General features: G+C 62.0%; 16 protein-coding genes. 6 read left to right on the forward strand and 10 right to left on the reverse strand.

Annotation, left to right across the window (positions count from 1 at the left end):
- Positions 1-70 precede the first annotated feature (70 nt).
- The gene (locus tag ABI796_RS19570) at positions 71-841 is read right to left on the reverse strand and encodes an IclR family transcriptional regulator (RefSeq protein WP_141284322.1); all 771 of its coding nucleotides are present in this window, start codon (positions 839-841) and stop codon (positions 71-73) included.
- 206 nt (positions 842-1047) lie between these two features.
- On the opposite strand from ABI796_RS19570, the gene ABI796_RS19575 reads away from it, so the two are divergent.
- Positions 1048-2385 (forward strand): MFS transporter, encoded by a 1338-nt coding sequence (locus ABI796_RS19575; protein WP_141284324.1) that lies wholly within the window; start codon positions 1048-1050, stop codon positions 2383-2385.
- Between the two features lie 142 nt (positions 2386-2527).
- Here the strand turns inward: ABI796_RS19575 and ABI796_RS19580 are convergent, their stop codons facing one another.
- Positions 2528-5248, reverse strand: coding sequence for an FG-GAP-like repeat-containing protein (locus ABI796_RS19580; protein WP_141284326.1), 2721 nt, complete (start codon positions 5246-5248; stop codon positions 2528-2530).
- Between the two features lie 226 nt (positions 5249-5474).
- On the opposite strand from ABI796_RS19580, the gene ABI796_RS19585 reads away from it, so the two are divergent.
- The gene (locus tag ABI796_RS19585) at positions 5475-5711 is read left to right on the forward strand and encodes a hypothetical protein (RefSeq protein WP_141284328.1); all 237 of its coding nucleotides are present in this window, start codon (positions 5475-5477) and stop codon (positions 5709-5711) included.
- Positions 5712-5734: 23 nt separating this feature from the next.
- Here ABI796_RS19585 and ABI796_RS19590 read toward each other — a convergent pair whose 3' ends face one another.
- On the reverse strand, positions 5735-6022 hold the full coding sequence (locus ABI796_RS19590) for a MoaD/ThiS family protein (RefSeq protein WP_141284329.1): 288 nt from the start codon (positions 6020-6022) through the stop codon (positions 5735-5737).
- Between the two features lie 7 nt (positions 6023-6029).
- The gene (locus ABI796_RS19595; protein WP_246095835.1) at positions 6030-7262 is read right to left on the reverse strand and encodes an exo-alpha-sialidase; all 1233 of its coding nucleotides are present in this window, start codon (positions 7260-7262) and stop codon (positions 6030-6032) included.
- Positions 7263-7637: 375 nt separating this feature from the next.
- Between ABI796_RS19595 and ABI796_RS19600 the strand changes: the two genes are divergently transcribed.
- Together ABI796_RS19600 and ABI796_RS19605 are read left to right on the forward strand one after the other, a co-directional pair.
- A complete protein-coding gene (locus ABI796_RS19600) occupies positions 7638-8840 on the forward strand; it encodes a GGDEF domain-containing protein (protein WP_141284331.1) in 1203 nt (400 codons plus the stop codon).
- Between the two features lie 149 nt (positions 8841-8989).
- Positions 8990-9769, forward strand: coding sequence for an isocitrate lyase/phosphoenolpyruvate mutase family protein (locus tag ABI796_RS19605; RefSeq protein ID WP_141284470.1), 780 nt, complete (start codon positions 8990-8992; stop codon positions 9767-9769).
- An 86-nt stretch (positions 9770-9855) separates the two neighbouring features.
- Here ABI796_RS19605 and ABI796_RS19610 read toward each other — a convergent pair whose 3' ends face one another.
- Positions 9856-10779 carry a LysR family transcriptional regulator gene (locus tag ABI796_RS19610; protein ID WP_141284333.1) on the reverse strand — a complete coding sequence of 308 codons (924 nt, stop codon included), beginning with the start codon at positions 10777-10779 and terminating at the stop codon, positions 9856-9858.
- Between the two features lie 181 nt (positions 10780-10960).
- Here ABI796_RS19610 and ABI796_RS19615 point away from each other — a divergent pair, with 181 nt between their 5' ends.
- Positions 10961-11305: a CBU_0592 family membrane protein gene (locus ABI796_RS19615; protein ID WP_141284335.1), complete on the forward strand. Its 345-nt coding sequence runs from the start codon at positions 10961-10963 to the stop codon at positions 11303-11305.
- 5 nt (positions 11306-11310) lie between these two features.
- Here the strand turns inward: ABI796_RS19615 and ABI796_RS19620 are convergent, their stop codons facing one another.
- The gene (locus ABI796_RS19620) at positions 11311-11511 is read right to left on the reverse strand and encodes a hypothetical protein (RefSeq protein WP_141284337.1); all 201 of its coding nucleotides are present in this window, start codon (positions 11509-11511) and stop codon (positions 11311-11313) included.
- 133 nt (positions 11512-11644) lie between these two features.
- Here ABI796_RS19620 and ABI796_RS19625 point away from each other — a divergent pair, with 133 nt between their 5' ends.
- On the forward strand, positions 11645-12151 hold the full coding sequence (locus ABI796_RS19625) for a universal stress protein (protein WP_141284339.1): 507 nt from the start codon (positions 11645-11647) through the stop codon (positions 12149-12151).
- A gap of 161 nt (positions 12152-12312) precedes the next feature.
- Here the strand turns inward: ABI796_RS19625 and ABI796_RS19630 are convergent, their stop codons facing one another.
- Genes ABI796_RS19630 through ABI796_RS19645 form a run of 4 tightly spaced genes read right to left on the reverse strand, consistent with a single transcriptional unit; the run spans position 12313 to position 15287 of the window.
- Positions 12313-12585, reverse strand: coding sequence for a hypothetical protein (locus tag ABI796_RS19630; protein WP_218028015.1), 273 nt, complete (start codon positions 12583-12585; stop codon positions 12313-12315).
- 36 nt (positions 12586-12621) lie between these two features.
- The gene (locus tag ABI796_RS19635; protein WP_307723099.1) at positions 12622-12948 is read right to left on the reverse strand and encodes a glycosyltransferase; all 327 of its coding nucleotides are present in this window, start codon (positions 12946-12948) and stop codon (positions 12622-12624) included.
- A 57-nt stretch (positions 12949-13005) separates the two neighbouring features.
- On the reverse strand, positions 13006-14319 hold the full coding sequence (locus tag ABI796_RS19640) for an LssY C-terminal domain-containing protein (RefSeq protein WP_141284472.1): 1314 nt from the start codon (positions 14317-14319) through the stop codon (positions 13006-13008).
- Positions 14320-14321: 2 nt separating this feature from the next.
- The gene (locus ABI796_RS19645; RefSeq protein ID WP_141284341.1) at positions 14322-15287 is read right to left on the reverse strand and encodes an NAD(P)-dependent oxidoreductase; all 966 of its coding nucleotides are present in this window, start codon (positions 15285-15287) and stop codon (positions 14322-14324) included.
- Positions 15288-15509 lie beyond the last annotated feature (222 nt).

Consider the following 15509-nt stretch of genomic DNA (forward strand, 5'->3'; position numbering starts at 1 on the left):
CTGCGTTGCGGGGCCTGCTCTGCGCGGCATTCCGGGGTTTTGGGGCGCAAATCGGGCCTCACAACGAGCGTCAGCGCTGGGGCAGGCGGGCCGCGAGTTCAGCTGCGGCTTCCTGCAGGGTGGGCACGTGCGCAATCAACTCCTCCAGGCTCATGCGGAACACGGGGACCGCCGTGGCGAGCGATGCGAAAGCGTGGCCCTGGGAGTTCAGGACGGGCACAGCGACGGCGCGCATGCCCACCTCGTTCTCTTCATCCATGACGGCATACCCCTGCCGGCGCACTTGCTCGATTTCTTCGCGGAACTTGTCGCGATCGGTGATCGAGTGCTCCGTCAGCGGATCCAAGGGGAGCTCCTCGAGAAGTCGCTTCCGCTCGATCTCCTCCTCGAACGCCACAATCGCCTTGCCTACGGACGTGGTGTGCAGCGCGCCCAGATGGCCGGGGTCGCTGGTGACGCGGAAGGTCTTGGGCCCGTCCACCTTGTTGACCGTGAGGTGATGGTTGCCGTCGCGGACAGAGAGGATGGTGGCCTCATGCGTACGATCGGTAACGCGCTGGAGGACAGGCAGCGCAGTTGCCGCGAACCCGTGATGGTTTGAGACACGCTGACCCAGCTGGAAGACACGCAAGCCCAAGTGATACCGGCGCCCATCCGGCTCGTAGTCCACAAACCCGTCACGCGTCAGCGAGCCCAGTAGCCGGTAGGTGGTGCTGAAGGGAAGGCTCGCACTCCTTGCCAGATCCGCCGCACTCGCCCCGCGGGGTTCATTGCCCAATAAAACCAACAGGCTCAATGCCTTGCCGACCATGTCGGTCTTTGTGTCCTCTTTCACACTCATATCTCGATGCTCTCACATGGTGAGAGCTATTTCTAGATAGTGGCGACTTCTCTTGACAAGTGACCCCACTCACAGCCAGTATTGCTGTATTGCACAAGTAGCTCTCACCATGTGGTTACTTATGTTGGGATCGACCGGCCGCACCTCGCTGGGGTCTCCCACAGAAGCCAGATCCGCGACATCGTCGTCACAGAAGGAACACCCCCATGAGCCAAACAATGCCGTCAGCGACGCCAGGCACTGAAACCACCGCCGGAACCCCCAAGAAAGCCGCACTTGCCAGCTTCCTGGGCAGCGCGGTGGAGTACTACGACTTCTTTATCTTCGGTTCTGCCGCGGCCCTGATCTTCCCCCACGTCTTCTTCCCTTCCGCCGATGCCAACGCGGCCATCATGTCCTTCGCGACGTTCGGCTTCGCTTACGTTGCCAGGCCCGTGGGTGCTGTGATTCTGGGGCACTTCGGAGACCGCATCGGCCGCCAGAAAGTCCTCATGTTCACGCTGGTCCTCATGGGTGCAGCCACGTTCGTGATTGGCTGCCTCCCCGACTTCAAGACCATCGGCTGGTGGGCCCCCATCCTTCTGGTGCTTGCCCGGTTGTGCCAGGGACTCTCCGCCGCCGGCGAGCAGGCCGGAGCCTCCTCCATGACCCTGGAGCACGCCCCGGACAACCGCCGCTCCTTCTTCACCTCCTGGACCCTCACCGGCACACAAGGTGGCCAAATCCTGGCAGCCCTGGTGTTCATTCCCGTGGTGGCACTGCCCGATGACATCAAATACGGCATCGGCTGGCGTATCCCGTTCTGGCTCAGCGCCGTGGTGGTTTTGGTTGCATTCTTCATCCGCCGCACCCTCCACGAGCCCCCGGCCTTCGCGGAAGCCAAGAAGAACAACGAGATCTCCAAGCTCCCCGTCGCCGACCTCCTGAGGCTGCACTGGCGCGATGTCCTTCGCGTGGTGTGCTGCGCCTTCATCGCCGCAGTCAGCACAGTCTTTGGTACCCTGGCCATCAAGTACGCCCAGGATGTTGCCGGCGTCAACAGCACCATCACACTCTGGCTGGTAGTTGCGGCCAACGTTGTTGCCTTGGGAACCCAGCCACTGTTCGGCATGCTCTCGGACAAGATCGGCCGTAAGCCCGTGTTCATCTACGGAGCCTTCTCCAGCGCGATCATGACTCCGGTGTTCCTCCTGACCCTCGAGGGCGGCAATGTTCCGCTTATGTTCCTGGTCTCCGTGGTGTTCTTCTCGTTCGGTTACGCTGCAGCCAACGCCGTATGGCCGTCCTTCTACGGCGAAATGTTCAGCACCAAGGTCCGCTTCTCCGGCTTGGCAATCGGTACCCAGCTGGGCTTCCTCATGGCCGGCTTCGCACCGGCAATCGTCACGGCCCTCGGTGGCACCAAGCCGGGAGGATGGGTCCAGATCTCCATCTTCACCGCGGTGATCTGCGTAATCGCGGCCGTCTCTGCCATGACAGCCCGCGAATCAGCCAAGACGCCCACAACAGAACTCGGCCTGCACAAGCGGAAACAGCACGCCTAGAACTCACGCTCCTGCCCACTAAGTGAGCAGAGGAAACCCGAAAGCCCGGAATGTCCCCGCGACATTCCGGGCTTTTCGCTGCTCTCAAGCAAGGTCCAGCCGAGGCAACTGGGAAGGAACGTCGCCCGGCGTCCTCAACGATCTACCGCGGGTCCAGCACCACGGTCTGGAACGCCCCCGTGCCGGTGCCAACGTAGAGGAACAGGGTCCCATCGCCGGCGGTCCCTACAATTGAAGGGTTCCCCGTTCCCGTGAAGCCATTGCCCAGGGCGGCAAAGGAAGTGAACATGTTCCATCCGGTCCCCATGGAGGATCGGGTCATGAATCCCCCGTTACCGTTCCCCGGGTAGAGCCACAACGCGCCATCAGTTCCACGGGCGATGATGTCCTCCCGGCCATCACCATTGAAGTCACCACCCTGCATGACGGAATCGAAAATGTTCCAGCCCGTGCCGATCTGCCTCCACGGTTGGAAACCCCCGGCACCGTTGCCCGGATACAGCCACAGGTTCCCATCGGCCGCCCGGGCCACAAGATCCGCCTTGCCGTCACCGGAGAAATCACCCGGCGCGAGCATTTGCGTAAACCCTTGCCACCCTGTGCCAATCTGCTTTCGGACCAGGAACTGGCCGCGACCATCCGTTGGATACAACCACAGCACGCCGTCCGAAGTCCGCGCCACAAGGTCCGGGTGACCATCGCCGTCGAAATCCCCAGCGCTAAGCACCGAGGTGAATGCACCCCAACCTGAGCCCACCTGGACTCTTGGAAGGAACCCGCCGGAGCCGTTGCCCGGGTACAGCCACAACACACCGTTGCTGCCCCGTGCCAGGACGTCCGCCACAGCGTCGCCGTCGAAATCCCCTGCTTCCCAGACCTGGCTGAACTGGTTCCACCCGGCACCAATGGCAAGCCGATCGGCAAATCCCGAGCCGCTGCCCGGGTACAGGCGCATGGTCCCGGTGGACGTCACAGTGAGGACGTCAGTACGGGCATCCCCCGTGAAATCCTGCCCACTGACAATGTCACCCACGGTATTCCAACCACTTCCGACGGCGATGCGAGGCACAAAACCGCCCCACCCGTTCCCGGGATACAGGTAGAGAGTTCCATCGCCCGCCCTTGCGAACAGCCCGGCTCCTGCACCGGTGAACGAACCGTCCGAGGTGATGCTGGTGAATCCGTTCCACCCCGAGCCGATCTGGGACCAAGCCCGGAATCCGCCCTGGCCGTCGGTGGGGTAAAGCCAGAGGCTGCCATCGGGCTTGGCGGCCATGAGGTCCGGCCGGGCATCGCCGTCGAAGTCTCCCACGCCGATCAGGTGAGAGAAGCCCTGCCAGCCCGAACCAACCTGACGTTTGGCGAGGAAACCGCCGCTCCCATTGCCCGGGTACAGCCATAAAGCGCCGTCGCTGGTGCGTGCCAGGATGTCCGCGCGGCCGTCGCCGTCAAAGTCCGAGATGCCGGTGATGGCATCAAAAACGTTCCACCCCGAGCCGATCAACCGGGGATTGTTGATTCTGTTGCCGGGCAGCCCCGAGTACAACATCAGCGAACCGTCCGGCTCACGGGAGAGGACATCGCTGAGCTTGTCGCCGTCAAAGTCGCCCACCGAGAAGCGGATCTTCGCCGTGAGCTTGGGGTCGGCAAAGATAGTGACCGACGCCGATGTGGTGGACACCGAGTTGATGGTCACCTGCGTGCCGGTATAGGTAGTGAACGTGCTGCCGGCCTGCCATGCATGGTTGGTTGCGTACCAAGGTTCCTGAAAGGGCTTGGTGGACGGCATGAGGATCAGCGATGAAGCGACCGTAGCCCCACCGCGCTGGACGATCTTGACACCCCTGTTTCCCGGTGGCCTGCCTGAGTCGTCCAGGTAGCTGTCATAGCCTGCAGCCTGCCGAAGCTCCAAATAGTAGACCTCTTTACTGATGGGGTCCGTGAACTTGATGGCACGCTGGGCTTCGGTTCCGCCCCAGGGTTTGAGTGTGTAGGTCTTGGCACCGGTAGCAACGCCGACATCCCGGATTTCATCTCCACGGCCGAACCCCGCATAATCCCACAGCGAGCTGCTCACCACAGGCGACTCGAATTGGGCAGCACCCATGATGTCCGTGGTATCGCCATACTCCCGGATGTAGCAGGAAGGATCCGTGAACCGGCCGTTGGAGTCAACCCCGACGTCCGACGCCCCACTGCCGCACTGCAACGCATCCGCGTGCATCAGGCCGATGACGTGCCCGAACTCATGGCTCATCACGTTATTGGTGAACCCGCTGATCTGCGGCAGAAGCACCCGGCCGCTGTAGCTTCCGCTGCTGTACCCGGCCCCCAGGGCATTTCCGGACAGCGTGGACGTAGGAATGAAAATCACCAGGGCGGTGTACGGGCTGGCCGACCAATTCAGCTCACTGGTGATGGTGGAAATGATGGTGCTGTAGCTGTCAGTGGACTTCGCCTTGGACTGGTGACCTGCCACCTTGGTGTTGACCGTCATGGACAGCTTGTTGGCTGTCATCGCTTTCCAGTAGTTGCTGGATGCTGCCACGGCTTGCTCGGCACTGGTCATGGACACCGAATTGCTGTTGTCCGCCAGCTTGGCCGTCACCAGCCGCACCCGGATGTCGCCGCTGGGCCCGGAAGCCGCAGCTCCGGACCCGGGACCGGTGTTGAACGGTGTGGCGCGCTCCGGTGGATTCTCGAACGTATGCTCCGAGTGCGGCGTCCCCTCCACGAACTGTACGTTCGGATTCTCCGGCCCTGGCAACGGCACCGCCGTCGCAGGGGCCTGTACAAAGAACAAGCCGGCGGCAAATACCGCCAGGCCTGTGGACAACGCGATTGAACGCCGGAGCACACCCATTCGATCTCCCTGAGCCGGAGCCTGTGGTTCCTGTGAGTCTCAAGAACCGAGATCAGGCTACAACCGGGCAGTCAACCAACCCGGAAGGCGGGGCTGTTCACGCTGAAACCAAACCATCCCGGAATGCTAACGGGACCCTAACCGGGCCGAAATACCGTGGCAACATTGCCGCGCCACACTGGAATGGCCGGCAAGTGCAGGCACCAGCTCCAGCCAGGAGGACACCATGCTGAAGGAAGCCACCACTCACACAACACGCATACGCTCAATCAGCCAGCTTCACCGCGGGGACGAGATTGAAGCCCGCCTGTCCGTAGGGCCCGCTTACGACGACGTAGTGATCCGCCGCGGGCGCGTTCAGGAAACGGCACCCGGAATCGGCGTGGTGTGGATCATGGACCACGCCACCGGGATGCGCAAAGCCATCAATACCGATGAATGCAGTGTTTGGCGTGTCGCCTGATCCGGCTCGACCCCAAACCTTCCTCAGCCGCCAGCCACGGATTGGATGATCAAAACCTCCTGGCCGGCCGCCACCTCCGTATCAAGACCTTTCACACGCCGGATCTCATCGCCGTTCACGTAAATATTCACGTAGCGGCGCAGTGCTCCGGTTTCATCCCGCAAACGCCTGGCCAGCACCGGATAATCTCCGGTGACTGTGTCCAGCAACTGTCCAACGGTCACAGCGCCGTCGGCGGACGCAGTCAGATAGGACTGTCCGCCGACGAGCGGCTGCAGGACGCCAGGCAACATGACCACAAATTCAGCCACGGCCGGCCTAACCAGGTACCGGGGTTTGGTCTTCGGTACCAGGATCCCGCGTCTGTGCTGCTGCCTCCACAAATTGTTCAGTTTCTGCCACCAGCGTGGCTTCCGCCGCTGCCAGCGGGTTTCCCGCCCCGGCTGTGTTTCCAAACACGACGGCGCCACGTACGCAGAGCACGTCCGGCAGGTGAGAGGCCACTTCAGTAAAGGTCTCTCCTTCGTCAGCGCTGGCATACACTGAGCCGCCGCGGGTTCCAAAGTACACACCAGCGGGCTCTGCGGTGTCTACGGACGCCGCGTCCCGCAGGACTGCGTTGTATTCGTGGTCCGGGAGACCCGTGTGCAGCTCTTTCCACGTTCCGCCGGCATCGTCCGTGCGGTGGACACTGAGCTTGCTGTCAGGCGGGATGCGTTCGCCGTCTGCCTTCAAGGGGACAACCCAGGCCGTGCCTTCACGGCGGGGATGGGTGAGCATGACGAAGCCAAAATCGGCAGGTAGACCGTCCGCGATCGAGTCCCAGTTCTCGCCGCCGTCGTCCGTCCGGTACACGCCATGGTGATTCTGCGCGTACAAACGGTCCTCGACGGCGGCGTCAGCGGCGATCTTGTGAACGCATTGACCGAACTCGGGGTTGGGATCGGGCATGAAGTAGGCGGAAATTCCCTTGTTGCGCGGCTCCCAGGAGGCACCGCCGTCGAGCGATCTGTAAACCCCGCCCGTGCTCATGGCGACGTGCACCTTCTTTCCGGAGGGATCAACCACAATGGAGTGCGCCGCCGCTCCTCCGTACCCGGCACCCCACTCATTACGGTGCGGGTGGTCCCACAGTCCACGGTTCAGCTCAAAGTGTTCGCCGCCGTCTGTTGATTTCCACACGGAGATCGGCTCGCACCCGGCCCAGACAACTCCGGGGCGGGACTCGGAATCGGGGTATATCTGCCAGACTCGCTCCAATGCGGCGTCGCTCCCGTCCGGAAACTTGATGGCGCCTTGCTCGGGCTCGGTCCACGAGACGCCAAGATCATCCGAGTGGGCCACTGTGGGACCCCAGTGCTCAGACCGGACACCCACCATGATTCGTGTTTTGCCTTCCCTTGTATCTATCCCGATGCTGGGAATCTCGCTCATCAGGAAATACGGGCCGGAGAGGGACCATTCCTTGCGGTCCGGGCTTTTTGCGAGCCACAGGCCTTTCTTGGTCCCGATCGCGATGAGGTAACTCTCTGCGGTAGCCATGAACCCCATCGAACCATCAGGGCGAGTAGGAGGCAACGGTTATTTGGGCCTATGTGGATAGTCCGTTTTACGGATACAGGCAGCGGGGGCCAGCCACGCCGCGTGCCCGACTTCGGTCTGTTTCAGCGCATTCGGACTCTGAACAAGACCACCCCTTACGGTTACAGTGCACTCAAACACGGAATCGTGACGCGAAAAACGAAAAAACTTTTCGAGGCTGTGGTGATGGTGGTCTCACCCCATCAAAAAACATGCTTGACTGTGCTTTGCGGTCAATCCGGACCGATAAGACTATTTGGGGGATTAAATGTTTTGCGAGGTCAAAGAGCCATGAGGCCGTCAAGAAGGACTTTCGCGGTGGTCGGCCGGTAGCAGGACCGAGCCATGGTTGCAGTCTCTTTGCAAGAGGGAGCGATAGTCCTGGACCCGTTCTCCGTACGAATGATCCTGGGGCTGGTCACCTTGACCCTGATAGTCCTGTCCTACGCCTCTTCCCGGCGGTTCCGGTCCGCATGGACCGCATGGTGGCGTGCCGCCCTGCTCCTCTTCTTTGCGGGCAATTTCGCGTTCCTTCTGAACGGAACCACCTTCCTGGCCTGGGCCAATCCACCGGGGAAGGCGCTCATTGTGGCCGGAGCCTTCAGCATCTGGGCAGGTGCACGTGCTCTTCGCCACCGTAAAATCAGCGGTTGGCAGTTGGCACCGGCACCGCTGATCACCTTCTGTGCATCAGTGGTGGACGATGCCGAATCCAGTTTGTGGTCCGGCGGTTTGGTCTATCTGGTCATGACGGCGACAGGCCTGGGGATGGCCGCCGCCGAGTTGTGGTTCACCAGATCCGCGCAGTCCCGGGCCATCAAATTCCTGTCGCTGATCGCCGCACTCACTTCCCTGTACTACCTGGGCCGAGCCATCACGTTTGTGCTGGAGGGGCCGGATGGAAGCGCGTTCCGTACCTTCTTCGGTTATGCGCCTGCGGCTTTGATGCACCTGATTCTCCTGGTGTCGCTGTCCTTCACCATCAATGCCCTGAGCAACAGCCACGTCATCAAGAGGCTTCGGGAACGCGCCGAACGGGACCACCTGACCGGGCTGCTTAACAGGGGCGCCTTCCTTGGCCTGGCCGAAAAGGAGCTGGCAGGCCCGGCTTCCCAGGACGGTGCGGCCCTGATCCTGGCAGACCTGGACTACTTCAAAGCAGTCAATGATGAGCATGGACACGCCGCCGGTGACGCTGCCCTATGCGCGTTCGCCCAAGCCTGCACCGCCTCGGTTCGGTCAACAGATCTTGTGGGCCGGTACGGCGGGGAAGAGTTCATCCTTCTCCTGCCGGGCGCAACACAACAACGGGCCGAAGCCATTGCGCTGGACATCAGCCGGCGCCTGTCCGCCATGGCAGATCCGGACGGTTTGCCCTACCCCACGGTCAGTTACGGTGTAACGTCCACGGACGCCACCGTTTCGGACCTGAGTTTCATGATTCAGGTGGCGGACACGGCCCTGTACAGCGCCAAAGCGCAAGGAAGGGACCGGGTGGTGGGCGCGGATTCAATGGAACCGCTGCCCACATTTCATCGAGGACCGTAGTACACGGACGAAGGAAGCCACAGCGGCGGCGGCAAACCCGTGGTATCGCGCTGTGTGACCTTATGCCTAGGCTGTGGGTGGCACATGTGCCCGGTTCCAGCCGTGGGTAACGCAAAAGCATGACGGACAACGATGACGGAGAACAACAGATGATTGAAGCAAACACCACTGCACGTGCACAACGGCTGAAGGCCCTGCATGAGGCACCGGAAATCCTCAGTGTGGTCAACGTGTGGGATGCCATCAGTGCCCGCACTGTTGCAGAACTTTCTGAGACGAAGGCCATCGCTACAGCTGGGCATTCCATTGCTGCGTCCTTTGGCTATGCCGATGGCACCATGCCCTTGGACGTTGCGCTGGACGGGGTAAAGCGAATTGTCGACGCCGTGGATCACCCGGTCACGGCCGATCTGGACGATGGCTACGAGAACCCTGCAGAGACCATCCGCCGGGCGATTGGAATTGGCGTGGTTGGCGCAAACGTTGAAGACCGCTTGCGGCCCTTCGACGAAGCCGTTGCCCGTGTGCAGGCGATCATCTCCGCCGCTTCAGACGAGGGGATCGCGTTCCAACTGAACGCACGCACTGACGCTATTGCCCGTGGCGGGGACCGCCCCATTGAGGTAAGCATCCAGGACGCCATCGCCAGGGGACGCGCCTTCCTCGACGCCGGGGCTTCCTTGGTGTTTGTGCCCGGCGCCATGACCCGTGAAGTCATTGAACCGCTGGTGGAGGGCCTGGGGCACGGCAAACTCTCCGTAATCGGCGCTCCCGGCGCCCTGCCCGCAGCCGAGCTTCAAGAACTTGGCGTGGCACGTGTGTCCTATGGTCCTTTCACCCAGCGGGTGGCTTTGCGGGCTCTGAGGGACCTTGCCTCTGACCTTTACGGCTCGGGCGTAGTCCCCACTGACACTCCTGCGCTGAACTAACAGAACCGGCACTAACAGAACCGGCGCTGTGAAGAACCGGCGCTGTGAAGAACCTGACCGGTCCTGCCTCCATAAGGCAGGACCGGTCAGGCGCCGGAACGGGTGTCGAACGCCGCCGCGGACTCCCGCAGCAAGCGGGCCACTGTGTCCACGGGCAAGCTCGCTGCTTTCCTTCGGTCGAAGCGGCGCAACGCAATATGGCGGGTTCCCAGGCCGGGGACGTCCAGAATGTCCACTTGATCGTGGACCACGCCGGTCAGCGCCAGGGTGGGCACAATGGCCACCCCCTCACCGGCAGCAACCAGTGCCAGCGCGGTAAGGGTGTCGTGGTACTGGTGAACAGTCTCAATCCGTGTGCCCGTTGAGTGGCGGAGCCGTCCCAGCACCGCGGTGTTGGCTGCCGATGGTTCCACTCCCAACCACGGCAAGGGCAGGCGGCTGAGGTCGATGTTGTCCGTGCCCAGCAGGCTTCCCGCCGGCACCACCAGTTTCCACGGCTCGTCCAACAGGGGCTCCTGAATCATTCCGGCGGCCATCGGACGCTGCTCTGCCGCCGTCGAGTCCTGTTCAATTACTACGGCATCGAGCTGCCGTTGACGGAGCAGCCGCATCAGCGCAGGGAAACCGTCTTCAACGATCTGGATCTGCAGCTGGGGGTACTGGCTGCGCCACTCGGGAAGTCGGGGGATCACCACGGTGCGCATGAAGCTGGTGAAGCCACCCACCCGCACCACGCCGGCAATATTGACTTCACTTTGCATCCGGGCCCGGGCGACGTTGAGTGCCCGTTCTATCTCTTCCCCAGCCTCTGCCATGGCCAATCCGGCGGGGGTGAGCACTGAGCCTTTGGGGGTCCGGAGGAGCAATGCCTGCCCGGCCTCATTCTCGAGTTTGCTGAGCTGCTGCGACACGGCGGACGGCGTTATCCGCAATTCATCCGCTGCCGCCAGAACGCCTCCGGTGCGGGCAACAGCCAGCAGAACCAGCAGCCTCCGCGGGTCCATTTCCATGTTAAGAGCTCCTAAACATGGGATTCAGAATAATGCAATTGAACTAAAGGTGTCACTGCCTCAATATTGACTCACAAGCACGATTCAGTCACTCAGCATCGACCCCCGAATCAAGCCCCCGTCCCGGACCTCACGCCGCCTGTCGGCTTCATCCGGATGCCCAAATCCTGAAAGGACTCCCATGGAACTGCTGTTCGAAATTGCCGGTTGGGCCGGCGCAGTGGCAATGCTCGGCGGCTACATGGCGGTGTCCATGGGCTGGTTACAGGCGGGCAGCACCTTTCAGACCGTAAACCTCTTTGGCTCCTGCGCCTTCATCATCAACGGCACGCTGCACGGGGCTTGGCCATCCGTAGTGACCAACGTGGCCTGGTTCCTGATCTCAGCCGTAGCCCTTCTGCGGATGAGGGCCAAGCAGGGTCCCACGGCAGTTGCGGCCGATGCCCAAGAAAGCCCTTCACTTGGCCCGGACACCGCCGCGCAGGTCATCGTCACAGCCGCCCGCCCCACCGCAAGCTGTGCCTAGGGATCTCAGTCCACGAACTCCGACTGCGTCTCAATGAAGTCCCAATCCGCCGCGGTCAACACTCCACTGACCTTGTCCGGATGGGGTCCGCCGGCTTCGGCAATATGCTGAACCACTTGGAGCGGCAGTTCATCGGCCCGCAGGTTTTCGCGCAGCCACTCTTTGCTGTCCAGGTGCAGATCGAGCCACCACATGAAGATTTCCATCACGGACCACCTCTCTTCGGATTAACCGTAGGCCGGGGCTGGTGTCACTACAAGGGCCAACGGCTTGCCTTGTCCCTGACAGATAACACCAAACACGCTGTTCAAGCACCCGCCGCAGAGCAACAATAGGGGTATGGCTGTGGAAGGTTTCAGCGGACGGATTCCCTTGGTGGTAGGCGTGTTGCCGGACCAGCATGTGGAGGTCCTCCAGACTGCCAGGACGTTGGCCGAGCAACTCGGCGTGCCACTGGTTTGCGCTTACGTGGACGAGGCCAGCTACCTCGTGGAGTGGGACCCCTCGCGCGAAACACACCGGATGTCGCTTCACCCCGAGAAGGACGACGAAGATGTTGCAGCCGTCCGTGGTGATTTGGGCAAGGCCATCGCGGAGGCCATGGATGGTGGCACGGCAGACTGGACGTTGCGTCTGCTCGCCGGTGACCCTGCCCGGGCCCTGGGCCGCCTGGCCTCGGACATTGATGCCTCAATGATCATTGTGGGATCGCCCGAGCCTGGCTTGGGACATCGCATTTCTGAAGCTTTGAACGGCTCGGTGGCGGCTTGGCTTAGCCATCACCAGCGGCGTCCGGTGCTGATTGTGCCCCAAAAGAAGAGGCACGAGGCCGCCCATAAAAACTAAAGCGAAAGTACTTATTCGAGGTGGTGGCAAAGGCCTCGAACGGCACGTAGAGTGGTTACTGCAGGCGGCGAGAGCCCCTGCTCAAAGGCTGCTCCGGAGTGCGTATCCCCCAATAACGCACTCCGGAGCTTTTTGTTTAAGCGCCGGCTAGCACCGCGCGCTTACTTCCGGAACCGGAGCTTCCACGGTGTAAGTGCGGACTCCAACTGCTCACGGAGATTCATCTTGGATGCACCCTCCACCCGTTTTTCAAAGTGAATGGGCACCTCGGCAATTGTCAGGCCCTGGCTGGCTGCCCGGTGGTTCATCTCCACTTGAAACGAGTATCCGTCACTTCGAATTGATGCCACATCAATGTGGTGGAGGGCGGAGGCGGTCCAGGCTTTGAAACCTGCCGTCGCATCTTTGATCTTCAGGCCCAACATCGCCCCCACATAGAAGTTTGCCCATGCAGACAGTGCCTTGCGGTGTCAAGGCCATTCCGCTGCTGTGGACCCGCCCGCCACATAGCGCGAACCAATCACCAGCGCAGCACCGGAATTACGGATCCGGTCAACCATGGTGGGAATCACCGAGACGGGATGGGACAAGTCAGCATCCATTTGAATGACGAGGTCCGTGTTCTCCGCCAAGGCCCGGGTCATGCCAGCTACATACGCCCGGCCCAGACCATCCTTTTCTTTCCGATGCAGGACCGAGACCGCCCCCTTTGACTCCACAGCCAGTATAAAAGCGCCCCACCCGGAGCGCAGCTCGGCCCCGGCGTGTACCGCCACCACCCTCTTTGACGGCGACACAGCCCCGACACCCCGTGAAAGACGGCGTGTCGCCGCCCCCGGGAAGCTCAAAGAAGGTCAGGAAGGCACGCGCCTGGGAACCACCGACGCCGGGACAGCCGGGACGCGCTGCCGCTTGGCGTACACCCGGGCCCGTTGGCTGGACAGGGCCAAGAGCACCAGGATGTCGGTGGCCAAACCGGAGAGGCCCGCTTCGAGGGTGATATTCGCGCTGCCGGTGGCGTAGTCGACTGCCTGAACCAGGATAGAGATGGAACTCAGGCCCATGGCAATCACACGGGCGCCGTTGCTGCCCAGGAAGATGCGCCAGGCAAGGAACACTTCACCCAGCCCGAACACCAGGACCACCGACGCTATCAAGGCGATTGCCGCCGTCGTGCTTTCCGGGTCTGACGTGTCGGCGTCCAAGGCGAGTCCGGATATTTCACCTCCGGAAGTGAACAAGGTGATCGCGAGGACCAGTGCCGCCGCCGCCCTAGCCACCACCAGAGCGGCGCCCATCATGATGGGTGCGGGCCGTCGGTCCCTGCTGTCGGTCCGGCTGGGTGGCTGGTCCGCGGGAACCCGGACGTGGCGGGCGTCGATTATTGGCAGGTCGCCGTCGGTGGAAATCGAGTCGCCGCCGCCGTTGCGTGTGTGATAGCCGGTGGAGAAGTCCTCAATGACCTGCACCGTAACGGCTGGCTCAGCGGCCGAAATTGTTGAGACGATGTGGTCCCGTTCCACATCGGTGTTCTGCTCAATCTTGTGCGTGATCTGCAGCGTGAACAAGGAAAAACCGACGCTGCGATCGTAGGTGCCGGCCGCGAGCCAATCCACCTTGTGGCCGCCCGGGAGAAGCCAGCCCTCGGGGCAGCGCCAAAACCGGACGTGGTGGCGCTTGCCCGGGGTGTTGTTGACCTCCTGCTGGTAGGCGAAGTCCTGCTGCCGGTCGAAAAGGTACAGGGGGCTCACCGGCGCCTCCGTATAGCTTTGCCGGAAAACTGTGGAGCTGATGATGCGACGGCTGCTGGCAAATGTGACGTCGTCGGCCATGGTCCAGCCGGCGGCCCTCATGATCGCGTGGATCTGGGGTTCGGCCCCCAGCAGTGCAACATTGACGGGGTCGCCCAGCAGTCCGTCACTGGTCCGCGCCCGGCCGATGAAGTAGCCGGGGACGTAAATGGTGGTGAGAATCCGGTGCAGCCTGGGCAACAGCAAGTACGCGAGGAACGCCCAGAACACCACAGAAAACCACAGCTGTCCCCATCCCAGGTGGAAGCTTTCTCCCACCAAGAGGAACGCCAGCCACACTGCAGCGGCACCGCCCAGGATGAAGAATCCGTGGTCGAGGCGGCTGTCTGTGGCGTCTTTGTTCGGCACTTTGTACATGGCTACGTCCGCACCTCCAGCTTCCCGTTGCTGATGAGCCATTGCAGGGACTCGTGCACGGCTTCCTCAGGTTGGTACCTGGGTGCGTAGCCGAGGCGGGAAACGGCCTTCTGAATGGACATGCAGTGGTTTCGGGAAAGGTGGGCCCAGCTGATGTCGGCTGCTTCAGGGGCGGTGTTTCCGCGGAACTCTTCCCAGGTCACGGTTTCCATCCTGGGTTCCTGCCCGAACCATGACGCAGCCATGCCCACGTAACCCCGCACGGTCAGGGCCGTGGGGGCAACAATGTTGAAGTCTTCACCGGCCGCGGCTTCCCGGTTAAGGATGGCTTTCTCGAAGGCCTGAGCGACGTCGTCGGCATGTACGTGGTGCATCAGCTCGGTCCCGCTCCCGGGAACCTGGAGCGGCAGTCCGGCGGAAATTGTGTGCCATACCGCCGGGTCCAGGTTCCCCAGTGGCCCGATCGGGAACCACCCCGGACCCACAATGTGGCCGGGGTGGATTGAGGTTGTGGTCAAGCCGCCCGAGGCAGTCTCCTCCTTGAGCATGCGGGCGATGTCACGTTTCCGGATCCCGTAGTCGTCCAGGGGTTCGGCAGCCGAATCCGCTCCCTCGGTGATGGGCAACTTCATACTGATGCCGTATCGCCAAATGGAGCCACAGTGCAGCAGATGCTCCGTCTGGTTTCGGAGACTTTCAACCAGCGCAGTGGTCGACTCGAGCGTGAAGCAAATCAGGTCAACCACGACGTCGGCACCCAGTCCCGCTACCCGGTCACCGAAGCTCCCCTCGCGTTCCTCCTGCTCGCGGTCCGCGCTGACCTGACGGACCTGCTGCCATTCGGGGGAATCGGCGTAGGGCCGGCGGCTTCCGCGGCTGATGGTGATGACCTCATGGCCGGCCCGGACGAGCCGGGGCACCAGGAAGGAGCCAATATGGCCGCTGCCGCCGATCACTACGATTTTCATGGGTTCTCCGATCTCCACAAGTCACGGTACTGAATGTCCCGTATCACCGGTAGGCCCGGGCGCCCAAGGTCAATTCGGCACATAATAACGAGACTTACTTGTTCCCGGGTTAGACAAACGGCGGCCTCCCCCGACTAGCATGAATAGTCCGGGCAAGCCCGGGTACGTGACCTCTTGAACGACCCCCTCGGACGGTCGGCGTTGACGCGGCGACCACGTAAA

It is taken from the genome of Paenarthrobacter aurescens, from assembly GCF_041549525.1.
Classification (GTDB): domain Bacteria; phylum Actinomycetota; class Actinomycetes; order Actinomycetales; family Micrococcaceae; genus Arthrobacter; species Arthrobacter aurescens.

What these genes read in the sequence shown, in the direction of transcription:
- ABI796_RS19570 (WP_141284322.1), bottom strand. Translation starts at nt 841, where the DNA reads ATGAGTGTGAAAGAGGACACAAAGACCGACATGGTCGGCAAGGCATTG.
- ABI796_RS19625 (WP_141284339.1), top strand. Translation starts at nt 11,645, where the DNA reads ATGGCTGTGGAAGGTTTCAGCGGACGGATTCCCTTGGTGGTAGGCGTG.
- ABI796_RS19645 (WP_141284341.1), bottom strand. Translation starts at nt 15,287, where the DNA reads ATGAAAATCGTAGTGATCGGCGGCAGCGGCCATATTGGCTCCTTCCTG.
- ABI796_RS19615 (WP_141284335.1), top strand. Translation starts at nt 10,961, where the DNA reads ATGGAACTGCTGTTCGAAATTGCCGGTTGGGCCGGCGCAGTGGCAATG.
- ABI796_RS19620 (WP_141284337.1), bottom strand. Translation starts at nt 11,511, where the DNA reads ATGGAAATCTTCATGTGGTGGCTCGATCTGCACCTGGACAGCAAAGAG.
- ABI796_RS19605 (WP_141284470.1), top strand. Translation starts at nt 8,990, where the DNA reads ATGATTGAAGCAAACACCACTGCACGTGCACAACGGCTGAAGGCCCTG.
- ABI796_RS19600 (WP_141284331.1), top strand. Translation starts at nt 7,638, where the DNA reads ATGGTTGCAGTCTCTTTGCAAGAGGGAGCGATAGTCCTGGACCCGTTC.
- ABI796_RS19595 (WP_246095835.1), bottom strand. Translation starts at nt 7,262, where the DNA reads ATGGGGTTCATGGCTACCGCAGAGAGTTACCTCATCGCGATCGGGACC.
- ABI796_RS19640 (WP_141284472.1), bottom strand. Translation starts at nt 14,319, where the DNA reads ATGTACAAAGTGCCGAACAAAGACGCCACAGACAGCCGCCTCGACCAC.
- ABI796_RS19610 (WP_141284333.1), bottom strand. Translation starts at nt 10,779, where the DNA reads ATGGAAATGGACCCGCGGAGGCTGCTGGTTCTGCTGGCTGTTGCCCGC.
- ABI796_RS19580 (WP_141284326.1), bottom strand. Translation starts at nt 5,248, where the DNA reads ATGGGTGTGCTCCGGCGTTCAATCGCGTTGTCCACAGGCCTGGCGGTA.
- ABI796_RS19585 (WP_141284328.1), top strand. Translation starts at nt 5,475, where the DNA reads ATGCTGAAGGAAGCCACCACTCACACAACACGCATACGCTCAATCAGC.
- ABI796_RS19575 (WP_141284324.1), top strand. Translation starts at nt 1,048, where the DNA reads ATGAGCCAAACAATGCCGTCAGCGACGCCAGGCACTGAAACCACCGCC.